Annotated in this window: 16 protein-coding genes; 7 read left to right on the forward strand and 9 right to left on the reverse strand. The window is 71.1% G+C overall.

Going from position 1 to position 19,163, the window contains the following annotated elements; all coding sequences use genetic code 11:
• Positions 1-10: 10 nt before the first annotated feature.
• The 7 genes from IF11_RS0134330 to IF11_RS0134360 all read right to left on the reverse strand — a co-directional run bounded on the left by IF11_RS0134330 (position 11) and on the right by IF11_RS0134360 (position 8,449).
• Entirely contained in the window at positions 11-358 is a 348-nt protein-coding gene (locus IF11_RS0134330) for a DoxX family protein (RefSeq protein ID WP_030355719.1), read from the reverse strand.
• A gap of 136 nt (positions 359-494) precedes the next feature.
• Positions 495-1,121 carry a TetR/AcrR family transcriptional regulator gene (locus IF11_RS0134335; RefSeq protein WP_037729294.1) on the reverse strand — a complete coding sequence of 209 codons (627 nt, stop codon included), beginning with the start codon at positions 1,119-1,121 and terminating at the stop codon, positions 495-497.
• Positions 1,118-3,136 (reverse strand): CocE/NonD family hydrolase, encoded by a 2,019-nt coding sequence (locus tag IF11_RS0134340; protein ID WP_030355721.1) that lies wholly within the window; start codon positions 3,134-3,136, stop codon positions 1,118-1,120. The genes IF11_RS0134335 and IF11_RS0134340 overlap by 4 nt, the downstream gene beginning before the upstream one ends.
• Positions 3,137-3,322: 186 nt before the next feature.
• Positions 3,323-5,002, reverse strand: a complete 1,680-nt coding sequence (locus IF11_RS43335) for a dipeptide ABC transporter ATP-binding protein (protein ID WP_051746454.1) — start codon at positions 5,000-5,002, stop codon at positions 3,323-3,325.
• Entirely contained in the window at positions 5,002-5,853 is an 852-nt protein-coding gene (locus tag IF11_RS0134350; RefSeq protein WP_030355723.1) for an ABC transporter permease, read from the reverse strand. Before IF11_RS0134350 ends, IF11_RS43335 begins: the two co-directional genes overlap by 1 nt.
• Positions 5,850-6,809 (reverse strand): ABC transporter permease, encoded by a 960-nt coding sequence (locus IF11_RS0134355; RefSeq protein ID WP_030355724.1) that lies wholly within the window; start codon positions 6,807-6,809, stop codon positions 5,850-5,852. Before IF11_RS0134355 ends, IF11_RS0134350 begins: the two co-directional genes overlap by 4 nt.
• A gap of 5 nt (positions 6,810-6,814) precedes the next feature.
• Positions 6,815-8,449: an ABC transporter substrate-binding protein gene (locus IF11_RS0134360; protein ID WP_030355725.1), complete on the reverse strand. Its 1,635-nt coding sequence runs from the start codon at positions 8,447-8,449 to the stop codon at positions 6,815-6,817.
• Positions 8,450-8,680: 231 nt separating this feature from the next.
• Between IF11_RS0134360 and IF11_RS0134365 the strand changes: the two genes are divergently transcribed.
• The 6 genes from IF11_RS0134365 to IF11_RS0134390 all read left to right on the forward strand — a co-directional run bounded on the left by IF11_RS0134365 (position 8,681) and on the right by IF11_RS0134390 (position 15,081).
• A complete protein-coding gene (locus IF11_RS0134365) occupies positions 8,681-9,892 on the forward strand; it encodes a pyridoxal phosphate-dependent aminotransferase (RefSeq protein ID WP_030355726.1) in 1,212 nt (403 codons plus the stop codon).
• 127 nt (positions 9,893-10,019) lie between these two features.
• Complete coding sequence (locus IF11_RS0134370; RefSeq protein WP_030355727.1) at positions 10,020-10,406, forward strand: SCO4983 family protein; 387 nt, start codon at positions 10,020-10,022, stop codon at positions 10,404-10,406.
• Positions 10,407-10,580: 174 nt separating this feature from the next.
• A complete protein-coding gene (locus tag IF11_RS0134375; protein ID WP_030355728.1) occupies positions 10,581-11,666 on the forward strand; it encodes a hypothetical protein in 1,086 nt (361 codons plus the stop codon).
• Positions 11,667-11,703: 37 nt separating this feature from the next.
• Positions 11,704-12,894: a toxic anion resistance protein gene (locus IF11_RS0134380; protein ID WP_030355729.1), complete on the forward strand. Its 1,191-nt coding sequence runs from the start codon at positions 11,704-11,706 to the stop codon at positions 12,892-12,894.
• Entirely contained in the window at positions 12,891-14,489 is a 1,599-nt protein-coding gene (locus tag IF11_RS0134385; protein WP_030355730.1) for a substrate-binding and vWA domain-containing protein, read from the forward strand. Before IF11_RS0134380 ends, IF11_RS0134385 begins: the two co-directional genes overlap by 4 nt.
• Complete coding sequence (locus IF11_RS0134390) at positions 14,476-15,081, forward strand: hypothetical protein (protein WP_030355731.1); 606 nt, start codon at positions 14,476-14,478, stop codon at positions 15,079-15,081. The genes IF11_RS0134385 and IF11_RS0134390 overlap by 14 nt, the downstream gene beginning before the upstream one ends.
• Positions 15,082-15,179: 98 nt before the next feature.
• Here IF11_RS0134390 and IF11_RS0134395 read toward each other — a convergent pair whose 3' ends face one another.
• Complete coding sequence (locus tag IF11_RS0134395; protein ID WP_063759283.1) at positions 15,180-16,148, reverse strand: aminoglycoside phosphotransferase family protein; 969 nt, start codon at positions 16,146-16,148, stop codon at positions 15,180-15,182.
• 157 nt (positions 16,149-16,305) lie between these two features.
• Positions 16,306-18,141, reverse strand: coding sequence for a phosphoenolpyruvate carboxykinase (GTP) (locus IF11_RS0134400; RefSeq protein ID WP_030355733.1), 1,836 nt, complete (start codon positions 18,139-18,141; stop codon positions 16,306-16,308).
• A gap of 251 nt (positions 18,142-18,392) precedes the next feature.
• Between IF11_RS0134400 and trhA the strand changes: the two genes are divergently transcribed.
• The gene (gene trhA / locus IF11_RS0134405; protein WP_078491065.1) at positions 18,393-19,121 is read left to right on the forward strand and encodes a PAQR family membrane homeostasis protein TrhA; all 729 of its coding nucleotides are present in this window, start codon (positions 18,393-18,395) and stop codon (positions 19,119-19,121) included.
• The last annotated feature ends 42 nt before the right edge of the window (positions 19,122-19,163 follow it).

Here is a 19,163-nt window from a genome sequence, read left to right on the forward strand (position 1 = left end):
GGGCTTGCCGTCAGACCGAGGCCAGGCGCAGTACCAGCGCGGCGACGGCGAGCAGGAGGATGACGACGACCGGCGCGATCGCGTAGTCCTTGGCCCGCAGATGCGTGACGGCGGCGCCGATGAAGTAGAGGATCACGCCGATCGCGGCGGCGACGCCGAGCAGCGGCACCCAGAGCCCGACGATCAGCCCGACGGCGCCCGCCGACTTGAGCGTGGCGAGGCGCGACAGCCAGCTCTCGGGCACGCCGAGCCCGGTCATCGAGCCGACGATCTTCTCCTGACGGGTGAAGGTACCGACGGCGGAGCCGGTCAGGACGGCGGCGAGCAGGATGCCGACGACGGCATAGGCGATGAACACGATGACCTCTCGGAAGACGTAGACGGGACCGTCTGGGCAGGTCCGCCATCGGCCGGGACTCGGCCGATTTCCTTCAGTACCTTACTTTAAGTAAGCTACGAAGGCCAGACCTGCGCGCACACCCACCCGCGTTCCGCTATCCCTCCAGTTCCACCTCGACCAGCCGGTAGAGATGCCGACGCGCGTCCGTCGTCGTCAGGGGTGGGGACTGGCGGAGGCGTTGGAGGGCCAGGCCGTCGGCCAGCGCGGCGAAGCGTACGGCGAAGTCGGCCGGGTCGTCGCAGTGGAAGTCGCCCTCGGCACGGCCGCGTTCGACCAGGACGCGGATCTCTCCGTGCCAGCTCTCGTAGCGGGCGGCCTGGCCGCGGGCGAACGCCTGGTCGCGGTCGCCCGCGTTCCAGTAGTCGAACCACATCCGCCAGTGCCGGTCGGTGTCGTCCGTGAAGAGCGCGTCGATGAGCAGCCGCAGCCCCTCCGCCGCGCGGGTCGCCCGGTCGGCGGCCTCGCTGAGCGCGCCGTAGTAGCGCTCGATGTGCAGCACCATCGCCTCGGAGAGGACTTCCTGCACGCTCTCGAAGTGGTACGTGACCGTGCCGACCGACACCCCCGCCGCCGCCGCGACATCGCGTACCCCGACCGCCGCCGAGCCGCGCTCCGCGATCAGCGGCACCGCGGCCTCCGCGATGAGCCGGCGGCGGACCTCGGTGGGCTGGCGGGTGCGCCGGGAGGCGTCGACCGCGCGCCGCGGTGTCCGCGCCGTCATCCGGATGTCCTGGGGGTGGTCCTGTGCCAGCCGCGCTTGGCCACTGTCTCTCCGTTCGCCCGTGCTTCGAGGCCGCTCTCCATGACGAACTCCGTTGCCGTGGCGCGCAGTTCCGTACGGGTGGTGATCTCGGCGTCCCAGCCGTCCGGGCGCCGCAGCCGGATCGTCCACCGGGACTCCGCCACGGCCGACAGGGGATCGTCCCCACGGATACGGTACGTCTCGCGCGCGCTCTCCTCGTACCGCAGGCCGTCCGGATAGGTGCGCGAGCCGCCGTAGTTCGGGTCCACCTCCAGGGTCCATTCCCCGGTCGCGACATCGTGCCGTACGACCCGCTCGGCGGCGCGCGGCCCGGCGGGCGGGTCGACCGTCACCGGCAGGGGCGGGGCCTGTTCCGGCTCCTCGAAGCGGATGGGGTCGCGGCCCGTGTCGTACGCCGGGTCCCGTACGGGCAGCAGCACCGCGCTCTCACCGGGGAGCACCGTCAGCCGCCCGCGCTCGCCGTGCGGCCAGACCCAGGGCCAGTACGCGTCGGAGACGGCGACACGGACGCGGTGTCCCGGCGGGAAGGCGTAGCCGGTGGCGGTCAGTTCGAGCTCGACGTCCTCGTACGTCCCCGGCACCCACGCGTCCGCCCGCTCCCGGCCGTGCCGCGCCATGAGGTTGAGCACGCCCCGGGTGACGAGCGTGGACGAGCCGTCGGGCGCGACATCGCAGACGCGGGCGATGACATGCGCGCGCGGGGTGGCACTGTCGAGCCGCAGCCGTACGCGCGGGCGGCCCAGGATCTCCACCCGCCCGGTCAGCGGCGCGGAGTCGAAGCAGACGGAACGGCCGTCCTCCTCGCGCTGGTCGGGCGGCAGATCGGCGGGGTTGCCGAAGGGGAAGAAACGGCCCGCGTCGAGCCCGGTGTGCTGCGGCGACCGTACGACCACGGGGGCCGCGCCACCGTCGCCCAGCGGACGCGCGTCCCAGGTCACGGACGGCGACGGCCAGTTGTCGTCGCCGACCCAGCGGCCCGGCATCGTCTCGTACGAAGTGGCGGGCGGGACGGGGTCGTTGAGCCAGGAGCGCAGCAGCGGCTCGGCCATCACCCCGGTCTCCTCGTCCTTCAGCCAGTGGTCCCACCAGCGCAGGGTCTCCTGAAGGAAGCCGATCGCCGGACCCGGCGGCAGCCCCCGGTCCGGGTACTGATGCGACCACGGCCCGATCAGTCCCCGTACCTTCCCCGGGTCCAGATGCTCGGCCAGCCGCAGCACGGTGTCCCGGTACGGATCGGCCCAGCCGCCCACCGCGAGGACGGCCGCGTCGAGGGCCGAGTAGTCCTCGCAGACGCTGCCGTGCCGCCAGTAGTCGTCGCGCTCCTGATGGGCGAGCCAGGTGTGCAGATACGGTTCGATCGCGTCGAGCCGCTCCCGCCACATGGGCAGCCACCGGTCCGCGCCGACGTGCGCCGGGTCCGGCGGCCGGGCCGTGAAGGCGAGCATCGTGCCGGCCCAGGCGAGCATGTCGATCCCGAGGACGGCGCCGCCGGTGTAGTGGACGTCGTTGTCGTAACGGTCGTCCGTGGAGCAGACCGTGACGATCGCCTTGAGCGGTTCGGGGCGCAGGGCCGCGATCTGGAGGGCGTTGAAGCCTCCCCAGGAGATCCCGAACATGCCGACCCTGCCCGAGCACCAGGGCTGGGCGGCGAGCCAGTTGACGACATCGACGCCGTCGGCGAGCTCGGTCTCGGTGTACTCGTCGAGCATCACGCCCTCGGAGTCCCCGCTGCCGCGCAGATCGACCCGCACGGAGGCGTAGCCGTGCCCGGCGTACCAGGGATGGCGCTGGGCGTCGCGGGGCGCGGTCCAGTCGCTCTTGCGGTACGGGAGGTACTCCAGCAGGGCGGGTACGGGGGCCGTGGCGGCGTCGGCGGGGCGCCAGACGCGGGCGTGGAGGCGGGTGCCGTCGCGGGTGGGGATGTAGAGGTCCTCTACGTGGACCTGGCGGTCGAAGTGGTCGCGGTACTTCACATGTCTCCTTCGGTGTGCGGGGGTGCGGGTGCGCCTGCGGCGGGCTGTTCCCCTACCCGCCCCTTCCCGTGACCGAGGCTCCGCCCCGGACCCCGGTCCTCAAGCGCCGGACGGGCTGAAATTCAGCCCGTCCGGCGATTGAGGACACGCCCGAAGGGCGTCCGGGGTCCGGGGGCCTGCCCCCGGTTACGGGAAGGCGGGGGTCCCCCCACGCCCTTCAGGGCGTAGGGGGAGGGTCGGGGAAAGCTCCCCCGGCTCCGGGGCCAGCGCCGCCGCCATCAAGCCCCGCGTATACGCGTGCGACGGCGCCGCGAACACCTCCTCCGTGGGGCCCTCCTCCACCACCACCCCGTCCCGCAGCACGATCACCCGGTCCGCTATCCCGCGTACCACCGCGAGGTCATGGCTGATGAAGAGGCAGGCCAACCGCCGCTCCCTGCGCAGATCGTCGAGCAGTCGCAGCACCTCCGCCTGGACGGAGACATCGAGGGCGGTGGTGATCTCGTCGGCGATCAGTACGTCCGGTTCGCCGGCCAGCGCACGCGCGATGCCGATGCGCTGGCGCTGGCCGCCGGAGAGCTGCGCGGGCAGCCGGTCGGCGAGGTCCGGGTCGAGGCGTACGTCGGCGATGAGTTGACGGGCGCGGGCGGCGGCCTCGGGGCGGGTGGCCGCCGTGCCGAAGAAGCGCAGCGGGCGCCGTACCGCGTCGCCCACCGAGCGCCGGGGGTTCAGCGAGGTGTCGGCGTTCTGGAAGACGAGCTGGATCTTCCGCCGCAGCGACGGCGCACGCCGCCGCGAGGGGCGGGTGAGATCGCCCGCCTCATGGGTCATCGTGCCGCCGGACGGCGCCCGCAGCCCCGCCAGCGACCAGGCGAGCGTGGACTTCCCGCTGCCCGACTCCCCCACCAGCGCCAGGATCTCGCCGCGCCGTACCTGGAAGGAGACGCCGTGGACGGCGCGGGTGGAGCCGTAGTCGATGGTCACGTCCCGTACGGCCACGGCCTCCGGCGCGTCGGCGGGCAGGACGGCCCTCGGCCGGATCTCCCGGCTGCCGTCCTCCCCGACCAGCGCGAGCCCCTCGTCCGTCAGACGCGGGACGCTGGCGAGCAGGCGCCGGGTGTACGGCTCGGCGGGGGCGGCGAAGAGCCGGCGCGTGGGCGCGGACTCCACGACGCGGCCCGCGCGCAGCACGGTCACCTGGTCCGCCATGTGCGCGACCACACCGAGGTCATGGCTGACCAGGACGGCGGCGAGGCCGAGTTCGGCGCGCAGCGCGCCGATGAGGTCCAGGACGCCGCGCTGGGTGACGACATCGAGGCCGGTGGTGGGTTCGTCGAGGACGAGGACGCGGGGGCGGGCCGCGATGGCCATGGCGATGGCGACGCGCTGCTGCTGGCCGCCGGACAGTTCGTGCGGGTAGCGGCGGGCGAGTTCGTCGGGGCGCGGCAGACGGACCTGTTCGAGGAGTTCCAGCACGGCGGCGGACGAGGAGGCCCGTCCTGCGGCCTTGTCCCGCAGCGCTTCCGCGATCTGCTTGCCGATCCGCATGGACGGGGTGAGCGCGTGTCCGGCGTTCTGCGCGACCATCGCGACCGTACCGCCGCGCAGCCGTCTCAACTCCCGTGCGGACAGGGCGAATACGTCCTTGCCGTCGACCCGCACCGTACCCGCCGTGATCCGCGAGCCGTGCCGCAGATGGCCCAGCAGCGTGGCGGCGACGGTCGACTTGCCGCTGCCCGACTCGCCCACCAGCGCCAGGGTCTGCCCCGGGTGGACCTCGGCGGAGACATCGGCGACGACGGGGATGTCGGCGCCGCCCGAGCGGTAGGCGACGCCCAGTCCGGCCACGGAAACGATGGGTTCCATCAGGATCCCTCCCTTATCCGGTCGACGCCCCACGCCTTGGAGAGGCCGTCGGCGGCGAGGTTGAGCCCGACCACGAGCGTGGCCAGGGCGATGATCGGCGCGAGGCCGGCCATCGGTACGACGGTGATGGCGGTGCGGTTCTCGGCGACCATCAGCCCCCAGTCGGGGGTGGGCGGGTTCGCGCCGAAGCCGAGGAACGACAGGGAGCTGATCAGCAGCACCACCCAGGAGGCGCGCATCGCGAACTCGACGCACACCACATCGGTGATGTTGGGCAGCACCTCGCGGCGCAGGATCGGCCAGATGCCCTCGCCCCGGGCGCGGGCGGCGGTGACGTAGTCGGCGGGGACGACGGCGAGCGCCGCGCCGCGTACGACCCGTGTCACCTGGGGTACGTAGACGACGGCGATGGCCAGCACGATCACCCACGGCCCCGAGCCGAGCGCCGTGACGATGACCAGCAGGGCGAGGATCGAGGGCACGGACAGCACCGCGTCGAGCACCCGCATCAGCGCGTCGTCCAGCCGGCCCCCGCGCAGGGCGGCGGCGCAGCCGAGCACGGTACCGAGCGCGACGGTCAGGAGGGTCGCGGCGGCCGAGACGCCGAGCGCGTACCGCCCGCCGTACAGCACGCGGGTCAGTACGTCGCGCCCGTACTGGTCCGTGCCCGCCCAGTGGTCCGCGCCCGGTCCGAGCAGCGCCAGGGAGGAGTCGCCCACGGTCGGCGCGTAGGACGTCAGCAGCGGTGCGAGCAGCGCGACGACCACATGGACGGCGACGATCGCGAGTCCGATGGTGGCGGCGCGGGAGGAGCGTACGGTCCGCCAGGTTCTGATGACTGCGGTACTCATCGGGCCCTGCCTCCTCGGGTACGGAGCTTGGGGTTCAGGGCCATCGCGCCGAGGTCGGCCGCGAGGTTGCACAGGACGTACACGACCGCGCTGATCAGGGCGATGGCCTGGATGACGGGCAGATCGCGGTTCTGTACGGAGGAGAGCATCAGCTTGCCGATGCCCGGGTAGTTGAAGACGTTCTCGACGACGGCGACACCGCCGATCAGCCAGGCCACGTTCAGGGCGATCACATGCAGGGTGGGCAGCAGGGCACTGGGCAGCGCGTGACGGGTGACCACGCGCCAGGAGGACAGGCCCTTGAGCCGGGCGGTGGTGACGTACTCGCTCGCCATCACGTCGATGACCGAGGTACGGGCCATGCGCACGATGTACGCGGCCATCACGATCGCGAGCGAGGCGGCGGGCAGCCAGACCGCCGGGAGCAGTTGTCCGGTGGTGGCGCCGGGGCCGTAGAGCACCACGGCGGGGAACAGCGGCAGGGCGACGGAGAAGGCGAGCACCAGCACGGTCGCCACGACGAACTCCGGGACGCTCATCCCGACCAGGCTGGCCGTGGAGATGAGGTGGTCGGGCCAGCGGTCCCGGTACAGCCCCGCGACGATGCCGAGCACGAGCGAGCCGGTGACCGCGAAGAGGACGGTCACGAGGGCGATCAGCAGCGAGTTGCCGAGATACTGGCCGACCTCGCCGCCCACCGCCTTGCCCGAGACGAGCGAGGCGCCGAAGTCGCCGTGGACCGCGCCCTTCACCCACTCGGTGTAACGCTCCCAGGCGGGCTGGTCGAGGCTGAGTTTCTCGCGGAGCGCGGCGACGGCGGAGGGGGTGGCGTCCTTGCCGAGCACCTGCGTGGCGACATCGCCGGGCAGCGCCTGGACGGCGAGGAAGACCAGGACGGACGAGAGCAGCAGCGTGCCGAGCGCGGAGACGACACGGCGGGCGATGAAGGTGAACACGCTCCTCACGCCCCCTTCAGGCCGATGCCGAGATAGTCGAACTCGAAGCCGTGCTCCGCGTAGCCGCGCACCTGCCGGGAGATCCCGACGAGGCGGTCGGCGAACATCGGGGTCATCGCCCCGCCCTTCTCGATGACGAAGGTCTGCGCCTCGCCGTACAGCTCGCGTCTGCGGGCGTCGTCGGTCTCGGCCCGCGCCCGGTCGAGCAGCGCGTCGAACGCCGGGTCGGACCAGGCGGTCTCGTTGTAGCCGGAGCCGCCGCGGAAGACCTGGTTGAGGAGCTGGTCGATGGGCCTGCCGGTGAACCAGTACGTGGCCATCAGCGGCTTCTTCATCCAGATCTGGGTGTAGTACGAGTCCGCGGCGGCCGTCTTGACCCGGATCCGGATCCCGGCGCGCGCGGCGGACTCCTGATAGGCGAGGGCCATGGGCGTGAAGATCGGGTCGTAGGAGGAGGTGTAGAGGTCGACCGCGAGCCACTCGTGACCGGCCCGCTTCAGCAGATGGCGGGCCTGCTCGGGGTCGTGGACCGGGTGCGCGGCGATGTGGTTGGGGTCGATGGGCGGTACGGGGTTGTCCCAGCCGGCGGTGCCCGCGCCCTGGAGAGCGACCTTGAGGACATGCTCGGGGTCGTACGCGAGCTTCATGGCCTGCCGTACCCGTACGTCCGTGAACGGCTTCTCGGTGGTGAGCATCGGCAGGACGTACCACTGGGCGTCCTTGGCGCGGGCGATGGTGGCGCGGTCGGAGGCGGCGACGACCCGGGCCGTGGCGAAGTCCAGATTGGTCTGGGAGAGCAGATCGACCTGTCCGGCGAGCAGGGCGTTGGAGCGGGCCTGCATATCGGCGACGGAGTAGAAGTCGATGGCGTCCAGGACCGGGCGGCCGGCCCAGTGGTCCTCGTACGCGGTGACGCGGCCGGGGCCGGCCGAGGTGAAGGAGGACAGCTTGAAGGGGCCGGTGCCGATGCCGGTGCGGCCGATGGAGCGAGCGCTGCCGTCGGGGACGACATAGCAGTTGTAGTGCGTGAGCAGGCTGGGGAACTCGGCGTTGGCGGTCTTCAGCGGGACGACGAGGGTGTGCGGGTCGGGCGTGCGCAGCGTCTTCGGGTCGACGAGCGGGGCGAGAACGGCGGCCTGCGGGGAGGCGGTCGCGGCGTCGAGGATATGGCGCAGGGTGTAGGCGGCGTCGGCGGCGGTGAAGGGGCGGCCGTCGTGGAAGGCGACGCCCCGGCGGAGCCGGAAGGTCCAGGTCCTGGCCCGGTCGTCGGGCTCCCAGGACTCGGCGAGGTCGGGCGCGAGATTGCCGTCGGGGCCGATGCGGACGAGCCGGTTGTAGAGGGCGCCCAGGTATTCGTACGCGGACAGCGCGCTCGCCGGGTCCAGGGTCTCGGCCTCGGAGGCGGGCGGCCGGGCGATACGGAGGGTGCCGCCCGGGGCGGGCCGGCCGGACGGGGCGGCGGCGGGCACGGCGTCGGCGGCGGGGCCCGCGCCCGGCCCGGAGCCGGCGCCGGAGCAGCCGGTGAGCAGCCAGGAGGCGCCGAGCGCACCGCCGCCCGCCGCCGCGGCGGCGAGGAGGGACCGCCGGGGTATCGACCGCCGGGGTGCCCCTGGCGGTGTTCGCTGGGAGGTGTCGGACATGTACCGGGCACCCTTCGCGTTATTCGTTCAGCGGAACGATTGGGTGAAGTGCGTGAACGATAGCCAGCCGCCACGACCACGCCAACCCCCCGACCGCGGAAATTAACCGGGGAAATCCACTCGTTACCCGGCGCGGCCCGGCCCGCGCGACGGCGCGCCGGGGGGCGAACCGGTTCGGACGTGGCCAAAACCACCGAGCACCCCCGCCCAGGGCGCCGTAAGGTGGCCGCCATGCAGGTCATCCAGTCGACGAAGCTCGCCAACGTCTGTTACGAGATCCGGGGCCCGGTCCTCGATGAGGCGATGGCGCTGGAAGCAGCGGGCCACCGCATCCTCAAGCTCAACACCGGCAACCCCGCGGCCTTCGGCTTCGAGTGCCCGCCGGAGATCCTTGAGGACATGCTCCGCAATCTGTCCGGGGCACACGGCTACGGCGACGCGAAGGGGCTGCTGTCCGCGCGGCGTGCGGTGATGCAGCACTACCAGACCAAGGGCATCGAGCTGGGCGTCGAGGACATCTACCTCGGCAACGGCGTCTCCGAGCTGATCCAGATGTCGATGCAGGCGCTGCTGGACGACGGCGACGAGGTGCTCGTACCCGCCCCGGACTATCCGCTGTGGACCGCGTCGGTCTCGCTCGCGGGCGGTACGGCCGTGCACTACCGCTGCGACGAGCAGGCGGAGTGGATGCCGGACCTCGCCGACATCGAGCGGAAGATCACCGATCGGACCAAAGCGATCGTGATCATCAATCCGAACAATCCGACCGGTGCCGTATACGGCACGGAGATGCTCGGCGCGCTCACCGAGATCGCCCGCCGCCACAATCTGATCGTCTGCTCCGACGAGATCTACGACCGGATCCTCTACGACGGGGCCACGCACACCCCGACCGCCGCCGTCGCGCCCGATCTGCTCACCCTCACCTTCAACGGGCTCTCCAAGAACTACCGGGTGGCCGGGTTCCGCTCCGGCTGGCTGGCGGTCTGCGGCCCCAAGGACCACGCCGGCTCGTATATCGAGGGGCTGACGATCCTGGCCAATATGCGGCTGTGCGCCAATATGCCGTCGCAGCACGCGGTGGCCACGGCGCTGAACGGCCGGCAGTCGATCCAGGATCTGGTGCTGCCGGGCGGCCGGATACTGGAGCAGCGGAACACCGCGTACGAACTGCTCACCTCGATCCCCGGCGTGACCTGCGTGAAGCCCAAGGGCGCGCTCTATCTCTTCCCGCGGCTGGACCCCAAGGTCTACAAGATCAAGGACGACCGGCAGATGGTGCTCGATCTGCTGCGGGCCGAGAAGATCATGGTCGTGCACGGTACGGGGTTCAACTGGCCGGAGCCGGACCACTTCCGGATCGTGACGCTGCCGGCGGCGCAGGATCTGGCCGACGCGGTGACCAGGATCGGGACGTTCCTGGACGGATACTCCCAGCCGTAGGACCTGCCCCCGAAGCCCGGCCGCGATCACCCCTTCGGTGACTACCACCAGTAGTTATCGGACTGCACTCAACTTTAGACTGAATCCAAGGTAGGATGGTCTCCTGACCATGCCAGGAGGCCCTCCTATGTACGAGCCGATCCGTACCAAGTCGGTCCACGCGCTGGCCGACACCGCCGACTTTCCCCACCGCAGCCGCGAGGAAGAGCTGAACATCCAGCTCGCCGGGCATCTCTCCGCGCTGCTCGCCGTCACGGACGAGCTCGGTCTCGACGAGGCCGCCGAGTCCATCGCCGGACAGATCGCCAGGCTGCGCGGGGCCCCACCGGCCCGGCACGCGGGGCTCACCGGCGCCGATCCGGCCGCGCTGCACCGCCGCGCCCTCGCCCTCGCGGGCCGCGCCCTGGTCGTCGCCGCCTCGCGCGCCGACACGGCGGCGGCGATCCTCTCCGCCGAGCGGATGGACGCGCACACCGCCGCGCTGCACGAACCGCATCTCGTCAGCGCCCACTGACGGCCCCGGTCCACGGGCCGCGGAGGCGCGCGGACCGGGTGCCACACCTGACGCGGCGCGGTTTCGGTCCGCCCGGATGAACGGACCCCTCCGGTTCCGCACCGGGATCGCCCCTTCACCTTCCGTACACCCAACTCCCCCCAGAACATAGGCTTCTGGGAGCACGCTTCCCCCGTGAAACGCATCGTAGGAATCGTTCTGGCGGTGCTGCTGATCGGCGGCGTGGCAGCGGCCGTCGTGGCAGGACGGGAAGACCAGGGCTCGGGCACGGCAACGAAGACCGTGCGGGGTGTGATCGGTTCGGAGAAGAGCGAGTTCTTCGCCGACCCCGATGTGGTGAAGGCCCTGGCGGACAAGGGTTTCGCCGTCAAGACGGAGACCTCCGGCTCCTGGGCCATGGAGGAAATGCCCCTCACCGGCTATGACTTCGCCTTTCCCGCGTCCGAGGCGCCGGGCAAGGAACTGGCCACGAAGCACGGGGTGCAGGGCGGCGTGCTGCGGCCCTTCTACTCTCCGCTGGTCGTCGTCGCGCACCGCCCTGTCGCCGAGGTCCTGGCGCGCAACGGGCTGGCCGCCCTCGACGGGAAGCCGGGCGCGGAAGCGCGCGGCACGTTCCGGATGGGCCCGTTCCTGGACGCGGTCCGCGCGGACCGTACCTGGCAGCAGCTCAAGGGCGCCTCGGCGCACGCCGAGCTGAACGGGACGGTCTTCATCAGCAGCACCGACCCCGAGACCTCCAACTCCGGCGCGCTCTATCTCGCCGCCGCGTCCTTCGTAGCCAACGGCGGACTCGTCAGCGACGCCGGCGGCGTCGACCGCACCGCACCGCTGCTCAGGAAGCTGATCGCGCCGCAGGGCGCCCAGAAGACCAGCTCCGACGCGCCGTTCCGTGACTTCATCAGCGGCGCCGGCAATCCGCTGGTGCTGGTGTACGAGTCGCAGGTGGCCTCGATGCTGCTCCAGAAGCAGGACGTCGGCGATCTAGTGGTGCTCTATCCGGACACCACCGTCACCAGCGACCACACCCTCGTCCCGCTCACCGACGACGGCCGCGCGCTCGGCGGGCTGCTCACCACCGACAAACGGCTGCGCGAGCTGGCGGTACGCCATGGCTTCCGCCCGCAGGGAGTCCCGGCCGAGTTCACCGCCGCGACCGCCGGCTACACGGCCTATCTCGATCAGACGCTGACCAGCGTCCACCAGGCGCCCGTGCCGACCACCAAGTGGCTCCAGGCGATGGCGCGGCGGAGCCGGTCCTGATGCCTTCCCGGCATTCGCACACACCCAGGGGGACCAGATGACCACAGAGAACACGGCGGGCGCGCCGAACGAGCTGATCCTCACGCCGCCCGAGCCCGTCGCCCCGGTCCGTACCGAACAGGCGGCGGGGCTGGTACCGCTCGACGCCTCCGTACGCGAGGAGATGACCCGGCGCGCCACGGACTATGTCGGCTCGCTCGCCGGCCTCGACGCGCGCTCGCCCGAATTCACCACGCGCATCGGGGAGATCGCGGCTCTCGGCTCCGGTGAGATCCGCGGCGCCGCCCAGCAGTCCAACCGGATGCTGGACCGTACGGTCCGCTCGCTCGCGTCCGGCGGCGAGGACGCCCAGGCCCGCGTGTCGTCCTCGCTCGTCGAACTGCGCCGTACGGTCGAGGACCTGGACCCGCGCGACACCCCGGGCAAGGGCGCCCGCCGGCTCCTCTCCAGGCTGCCCGGCGGCAACAGACTGCGCGACCACGCCGCCAAGTACGCCTCCTCGCAGGCCACTTTGAACCGGATCGTCAGCTCGCTCAGAGGCGGCCAGGACGAACTGCGGCGCGACAACGCCGCGCTGCACACCGAGCGCACCCGCCTGTGGGAGACCATGGGCAAGCTCCAGGAGTACGCGGTCCTCACCGACGCGCTCGACACCGCGATCGGCGAGCGCATCGCGGCGGTCGACGCGACGGACCCCGCGCAGGCCGACGCGCTGCGCGCCGATGTCCTCTTTCCCGTCCGGCAGAAGCACCAGGACCTGCTGACCCAGCTCGCGGTGTGCGCGCAGGGCTATCTGGCGATGGATGTCGTACGGCGCAACAACGAGGAGCTGATCAAGGGCGTCGACCGGGCCGCGACCACCACGGTCTCGGCGCTGCGGATCGCCGTGATGCTGGCCTCGGCCCTGGACAACCAGCGCAAGGTGACCGAGCAGGTGAACGTGTTGCGCTCGACCACCGAGGACCTGATCCGGGGCAACGCCGAGATGCTCGCCACCCAGAGCGGTGAGATCCAGCGCATCGCGGCGGACCCGGCGGTCGGGGCGGAGACGCTGCGGTCGGCGTTCCAGCAGATCTACCGGACGCTGGACGCGATCGACACGTACAAGATCCAGGCGACGGAGTCGATGGCGTCGACCGTGGAGTCGCTGACGGCGGAGCTCCGGATCGCGAGCACGCATCTGGAGCGGACCCGGTCCGCGGGCGCGCTGGAAGGCGGCCTTCAGTGAGACGACGGCTGAGGCTGACGGCCGCGCTGATCGCGGCCCTGCTCACCGCCACCGCCTGCTCGTCGGGCGGCGGTTCGAAGGACCCTGAGAACGGCGCCGACACCGCGTACCACCCGGGCACCCTGCGGGTGCTCGCCTCCAGCGAACTCGCCGATATGCGGGGCGTGCTGGACGAGGCGGAGCGGAAGACCGGGGTGAAGGTACGCCCCACCTGGACCGGCACGCTGGACGCCGCCGAGCTGATCGCGTCCGGCAAGGCCGACGGAAAGTACGACGCGGTGTGGCTGTCGTCCAACGACTATCTGCGGCTGCACCCGGGCGCGGCCGAGCGCCTCACCAACGAGACACCCGTCATGTCCTCCCCCGTCGCCCTCGGCGTCAAGGCGGCCACCGTCGCCCGGCTCGGCTGGCGGCCGGACGAGGTCACCTGGTCCCAGGTGCATCAGGCGGTGCTGGCCGGGAAGCTGACGTACGGGATGACCGACCCCGTACGCTCCAACTCCGGTTTCTCCGCGCTGATCTCGGTCGCCTCCGGGCTGTCGGGCGCGCAGTCCGCGCTGACGGACGCGGATGTGCGCCGGGCGGCACCGAAGCTGAAGGAGTTCTTCACCGGGCAGAAGCTCACCTCCGGTTCCTCCGGCTGGCTGGCGACCGCGTACACCCGGCGCGGCAGCGTGGACGCGCTGGTCAACTACGAGTCGGTGCTGCTCTCCATGAACCGCGACAGCCACACCGGACTCACCGTGATCCGCCCGAAAGACGGGGTGGTGACCGCCGACTACCCGCTGACGCTGCTGACTTCGGCGCCTCAGGAGGCGCGGGAGTCCGGCCAGGCGCTCACCTCGTATCTGCGCGGCCCGCAGGCGCAGCGGGCGCTGACCGAGCAGACCTTCCGCCGCCCGGTCGTCCCGTCGGTGAAGCCCGCGACGGGGCTGGACACCGAGAAGCGGCGCGAACTGCCCTTCCCCGGCTCGCGTTCGGTCGCGGACGGGCTGCTCGACTCGTACGAGAACCAGCTGCGCAGGCCCTCGCGCACCGTGTACGTACTGGACACCTCGGGCTCGATGGAGGGCGAGCGGCTGTCCCGGCTCAAGGCGGCGCTGGCCGGGCTCACCGGCACGGACGACTCCGCGACCGGGGAGCGTTTCCGGGACCGCGAGGAGGTGACGCTGATGCCGTTCGGCTCGTCGGTGAAGCGGGTCCGTACGCATACGGTGGACCCGCGCGATCCGGCCGCCGCGCTGGACGGGATCCGTACGGACGCCGGGGCGCTGACCGCGTCCGGCGACACGGCCATCTACAGCAGCCTGCGCGAGGCGTACGAGCGGCTGGGCACGGGCGGGGCCGACGCCTTCACCTCGATCGTGCTGATGACGGACGGCGAGAACACGGCGGGGAGCGGTCCCGGCGACTTCGACGCCTTCTACGCGAAGCTGCCGGCCGCCCAGCGGGCCACGCCCGTCTTCCCGATCCTCTTCGGCGACTCAGACCGCGCGGAGCTGACGCGGATCGCCGAACTGACGGGCGGGCGGCTGTTCGACGCGACGCGCGGCTCGCTCGACGGGGCCTTCGAGGAGATCCGTGGCTACCAGTAGATTTCTCGGATACCTGGAGTCCCGCAAGAACCTCACCGGCAGCGCGGCGGGGCTGGCGGGACTGGCCCTCACCTTCACCGGACTCGCGGGCGCGTACTGGCCGGTGGTCGTCGCGGGGCTGTACGGCGCGGGCGCGCTGCTCGCCCCGCCGGAGCGTCCGGACGCCCCGGACTTCACCGATCCGGCCGAGCAACTGGACAAACTGCGCGCCGACTTCGGGAAACTCAGCACCTACCTGGACGAGGTCGACCTGCCTCCGGCGGCCTCGGGCAGGCTGACCGAACTGAACGAGGTGCTGACCGCCCTCCTGGAACCGGGCTGGGTCGCGGACGCCCTGACCACCGATCCGGAAGCGGTCCACACCCTGTCCCGCGCGATCCGCCAGGACATCCCGGAGTCGGTGGACACCTTCGTACGCACCCGCTGGTGGACCCGTATCCAGCCGGGCACCGAGCCGCCGGAACGCCACCTGGAACGCCAGTTGACGCTGCTGTACGACGAGGCGAGCGCGCTGGCGACGGCGCTGCGGGAGGCGGAGGCGCGCAGACAGGAGACCCACACGCGCTACCTGGAGGACCGCGAGGGCCGCTGACACCGGCGGGGTGCGGCTCATCGCCCACTACGGCTAGGTGTATTGACCCGTGAGGTTGGGGCCGCGGCAGTCCGGTGCAGGGGGTACCCCCGTGCCGTTCAGGCCACGGGGGAGCATCGCAAGGCGGAGGATCGGCGTTGTGGATGGCCCGGCCGTACTCGGACGACTCCGACAACGCCGGACTCCTCGAACTCACTCAGAACGCGTTCCATGACCCGCCTCGCCACCGCCGCTTGTACCGGGTCCGTGTCGATGTGCTGGGCGAGTGTGATCAGGGCTTTCCACAGCGCCCAGCCGCGCCCCCTCGCCCAGGTCGCGGAGTCGACGCCGAGTCCGTCCCGGAACGCCTGCCGGCTCTCTCCCGACAGCAGCGTCCACGCGATCACCGTGTCGCAGGCCGGATCACCGACGCCCGAGCACCCGAAGTCGATGACCGCGGCCAACCGGCCGTCCCTGACCAGCAAGTTCCCCACGGCGACATCGCCATGGAACCAGACAGGACCGCCGTACCAGGTGGCTCGGAGTGCCGCTTCCCAGACCGTCGTCGCCGCGTCGCCCGGGATGCGGTCGCCCAGTGCCTCGATCGTCCGCCGGGTCTCGGCGTCGTACGTCTTCAGCGGCCCGCCACGGAAGCCGGCATGGCGCGCGGGTGGCGGTCCGTCGGTCGCGTCGATCCGCTGGAGGGCGGCGAGGAAGTCGGCGAGGTCCGTGGCGAACTCGGTGAGATCGCCGATGCGCTCGACGCTCGCGACCTCACCCTGGATCCATCGGTACACGGACCACGGGAAGGGATAGCCGCTGCCGGGCGCGCCCTTCGCCAGCGGGGCGGGGACGGGGAGCGGCAGGTGCGACGCGAGCACCGGGAGCCACTGGTGTTCCTTGTCGATCTGTCCGACGTACCCCTCCGCGCTGGGCAATCGCACTGTCATGGCGTCACCGAGGTGGAAGGTCCGGTTGTCCCATCCGTCGGAGTCCACGGGCCGTACGGGCAGATCGGCCCACTGGGGAAACTGCGCGGCGACCAGCCGCCGTACCAGCGCCGCGTCGATCGAGGGGGTATCGCTCATCCGGCACACGCTCGCCGCACGCCTCGCGAATGACAACTGATTTTCGCGTCCGTCGGCGCACGGGCACACGGGCCGCACCCCCGGAGCCGTGCGGGGGCTCCGGGGGTGCGGGGCGGCGGGTGCCGTTACGGGCGGGGCCGTCGGGGGCGGCGGCGGGTCAGCCCAGGCGCTGGACGAGGGCGTGGTACTCGTCCCACAGCTCCTTGGGAGCGTGGTCGCCGAAGGTGTTGAGGTGGTCGGGGACGAGCGCCGCCTCCTCGCGCCAGACCTCCTTGTCGACCGAGAGCAGGAAGTCCAGCTCGGAGTCCGACAGCGCCAGTCCCGCGGTGTCCAGGGCCTCCTTGGTCGGCAGGATGCCGATCGGGGTCTCGACGCCCTCGGCCTTGCCCTCCAGCCGCTCCACGATCCACTTCAGGACGCGGCTGTTCTCACCGAAGCCGGGCCAGACGAACTTGCCCGCGTCGTTCTTGCGGAACCAGTTCACGTAGTAGATCTTCGGCAGCTTCGACTGGCGTCCTTCCCGCGCGGCGTCTGTGCCCACCTTGACCCAATGACCCATGTAATCCCCCATGTTGTAGCCGCAGAACGGCAGCATGGCGAACGGGTCGCGGCGCAGCTCGCCGACCTTGCCCTCGGCGGCCGCCGTCTTCTCGGAGGCGACATTGGCTCCGAGGAAGACGCCGTGCTGCCAGTCGAAGGACTCGGTGACCAGCGGTACGGCGGAGGCGCGGCGGCCGCCGAAGAGGATGGCCGATATCGGGACCCCCTTGGGGTCCTCCCACTCGGGCGCGATGATCGGGCACTGCCCGGCCGGGACGGTGAACCGGGCGTTGGGGTGGGCGGCGGGCGTGCTGGACTCCGGCGTCCAGTCGTTGCCCTTCCAGTCCGTGAGATGGGCGGGCGGTTCCTCCGTCATGCCCTCCCACCAGACGTCGCCGTCGTCGGTGAGCGCCACGTTGGTGAAGACCGAGTTGCCCCACATCGTCTTCATCGCGTTGGCGTTGGTGTGCTCGCCGGTGCCGGGCGCGACACCGAAGAAGCCCGCCTCGGGGTTGATCGCGTAGAGCCGGCCGTCCTCACCGAACCGCATCCAGGCGATGTCGTCCCCGATGGTCTCCACGGTCCAGCCGGAGATGGTGGGCTCCAGCATGGCGAGGTTGGTCTTGCCGCACGCGGAGGGGAAGGCCGCGGCGACGTACTTCGACTCACCCTGCGGGGGCGTGAGCTTGAGGATCAGCATGTGCTCGGCGAGCCAGCCCTCGTCACGCGCCATGACGGACGCGATACGCAGCGCGTAGCACTTCTTGCCCAGCAGGGCGTTGCCGCCGTAACCGGAGCCGTACGACCAGATCTCGCGGGACTCGGGGAAGTGCGAGATGTACTTGGTCGAGTTGCACGGCCACGGCACATCGGCCTCGCCCTCGGCGAGCGGCGCGCCCAGCGTGTGGACCGCCTTCACGAAGAAGCCGTCGGAGCCCAGTTCGTCGAGGACCGGCTGTCCCATGCGGGTCATGGTGCGCATGGAGGCCGCGACATACGCGGAGTCGGTGATCTCGACGCCGATCGCGGAGAGCGATGAGCCCAGCGGGCCCATGCAGAACGGCACGACGTACATGGTCCGGCCACGCATCGAACCGCGGAAGACACCCTCGTCCCCCGTGAAGATCTTCCGCATCTCCGCCGGCGCCTTCCAGTGGTTGGTCGGGCCCGCGTCCTCCTCCTTCTCGGAGCAGATGAAGGTGCGGTCCTCGACGCGTGCCACGTCGGAGGGGTCGGAAGCGGCGTAGTAGGAGTTCGGCCGCTTTACCGGGTCAAGTTTCGTGAAGGTGCCCTTGGCGACGAGCTCCTCGCACAGGCGCTCGTACTCGCTCTCGGACCCGTCGCACCAGACCACCCTGTCCGGCTGCGTGAGTGCTGCGATCTCGTCGACCCAGGAGATCAGCTCCTGGTGGTTGGTGGGGACGGTAGCGGGAGCCGCGATGTCGCGCGCCACGATTGCTCCTTGATGAGGGTGTTTGAGGTTGTGCCCCTTGGGGGCTGCGACCCGGATGCTTCGTAGCCGCTCATCCGGTGCCGACCGCACTCATTTGATCATCCGACTGATCCGCCCATCTGTCCAGAGGGCCTCACACGTGAGCATCACCACTCGCGCGGCACGCTCACGTCATCTCGACGGCACATACACGGCACCTCGGATCTTCCGTACCGAGGCGTAACCTACGGCCCCGTAGGTAGCATGACGCCATGACTAACGCCGCTCCCGATCCACTCGACAACCCCTCGCGGACCGTCCCCCCGCGCTCGGAGGAGGGGCCCGTCGAGATCCAGCCGCCGAGCCCGGTCAAACCGAAACTGCGCGGCTGGCTGCACGCCGGGATGTTCCCCGCCGTGCTGATCGCGGGACCGGCCCTGATCGTCCTGACCGACTCGACCCGCGCGCGTATCGCGTGCGGGATCTACGTACTCACAGCGTGCCTGCTCTTCGGCGTCAGCGCGATATATCACCGCGGCACCTGGGGCCCGCGCGGCGAGGCCGTCCTGCGCCGGCTCGATCACGCCAATATCTTCCTGATCATCGCGGGCACCTACACCCCGCTGACCATGCTGCTGCTGCCCGACTCGACCGGCCGGACCCTGCTCTGGGCCGTGTGGGCCGCCGCCGCGGCGGGCATCGCCTTCCGGGTCTTCTGGGTCGGCGCGCCGCGCTGGCTCTACACCCCGTGCTATATCGCGATGGGCTGGGCCGCCGTCTTCTTCCTGCCCGACTTCATGCGCGCCGGCGGGATCGCCGTACTCGTGCTCGTGGTCGTCGGCGGGCTGCTCTACAGCGTGGGCGGCGTGATCTACGGACTCAAGCGCCCCAACCCGTCACCGCGCTGGTTCGGCTTCCACGAGGTGTTCCACTCCTTCACCCTCGCCGCGTTCGTCACGCACTTCGTCGGCATCTCGCTCGTGGCGTACCAGCACTCCTGACGCATACGGATCCCGGTCCGCACATGGCCCCGGCGCCCGGGG

Origin of the sequence: Streptomyces scopuliridis RB72, assembly GCF_000718095.1 — a bacterium.
GTDB classification, from domain to species: domain Bacteria; phylum Actinomycetota; class Actinomycetes; order Streptomycetales; family Streptomycetaceae; genus Streptomyces; species Streptomyces scopuliridis.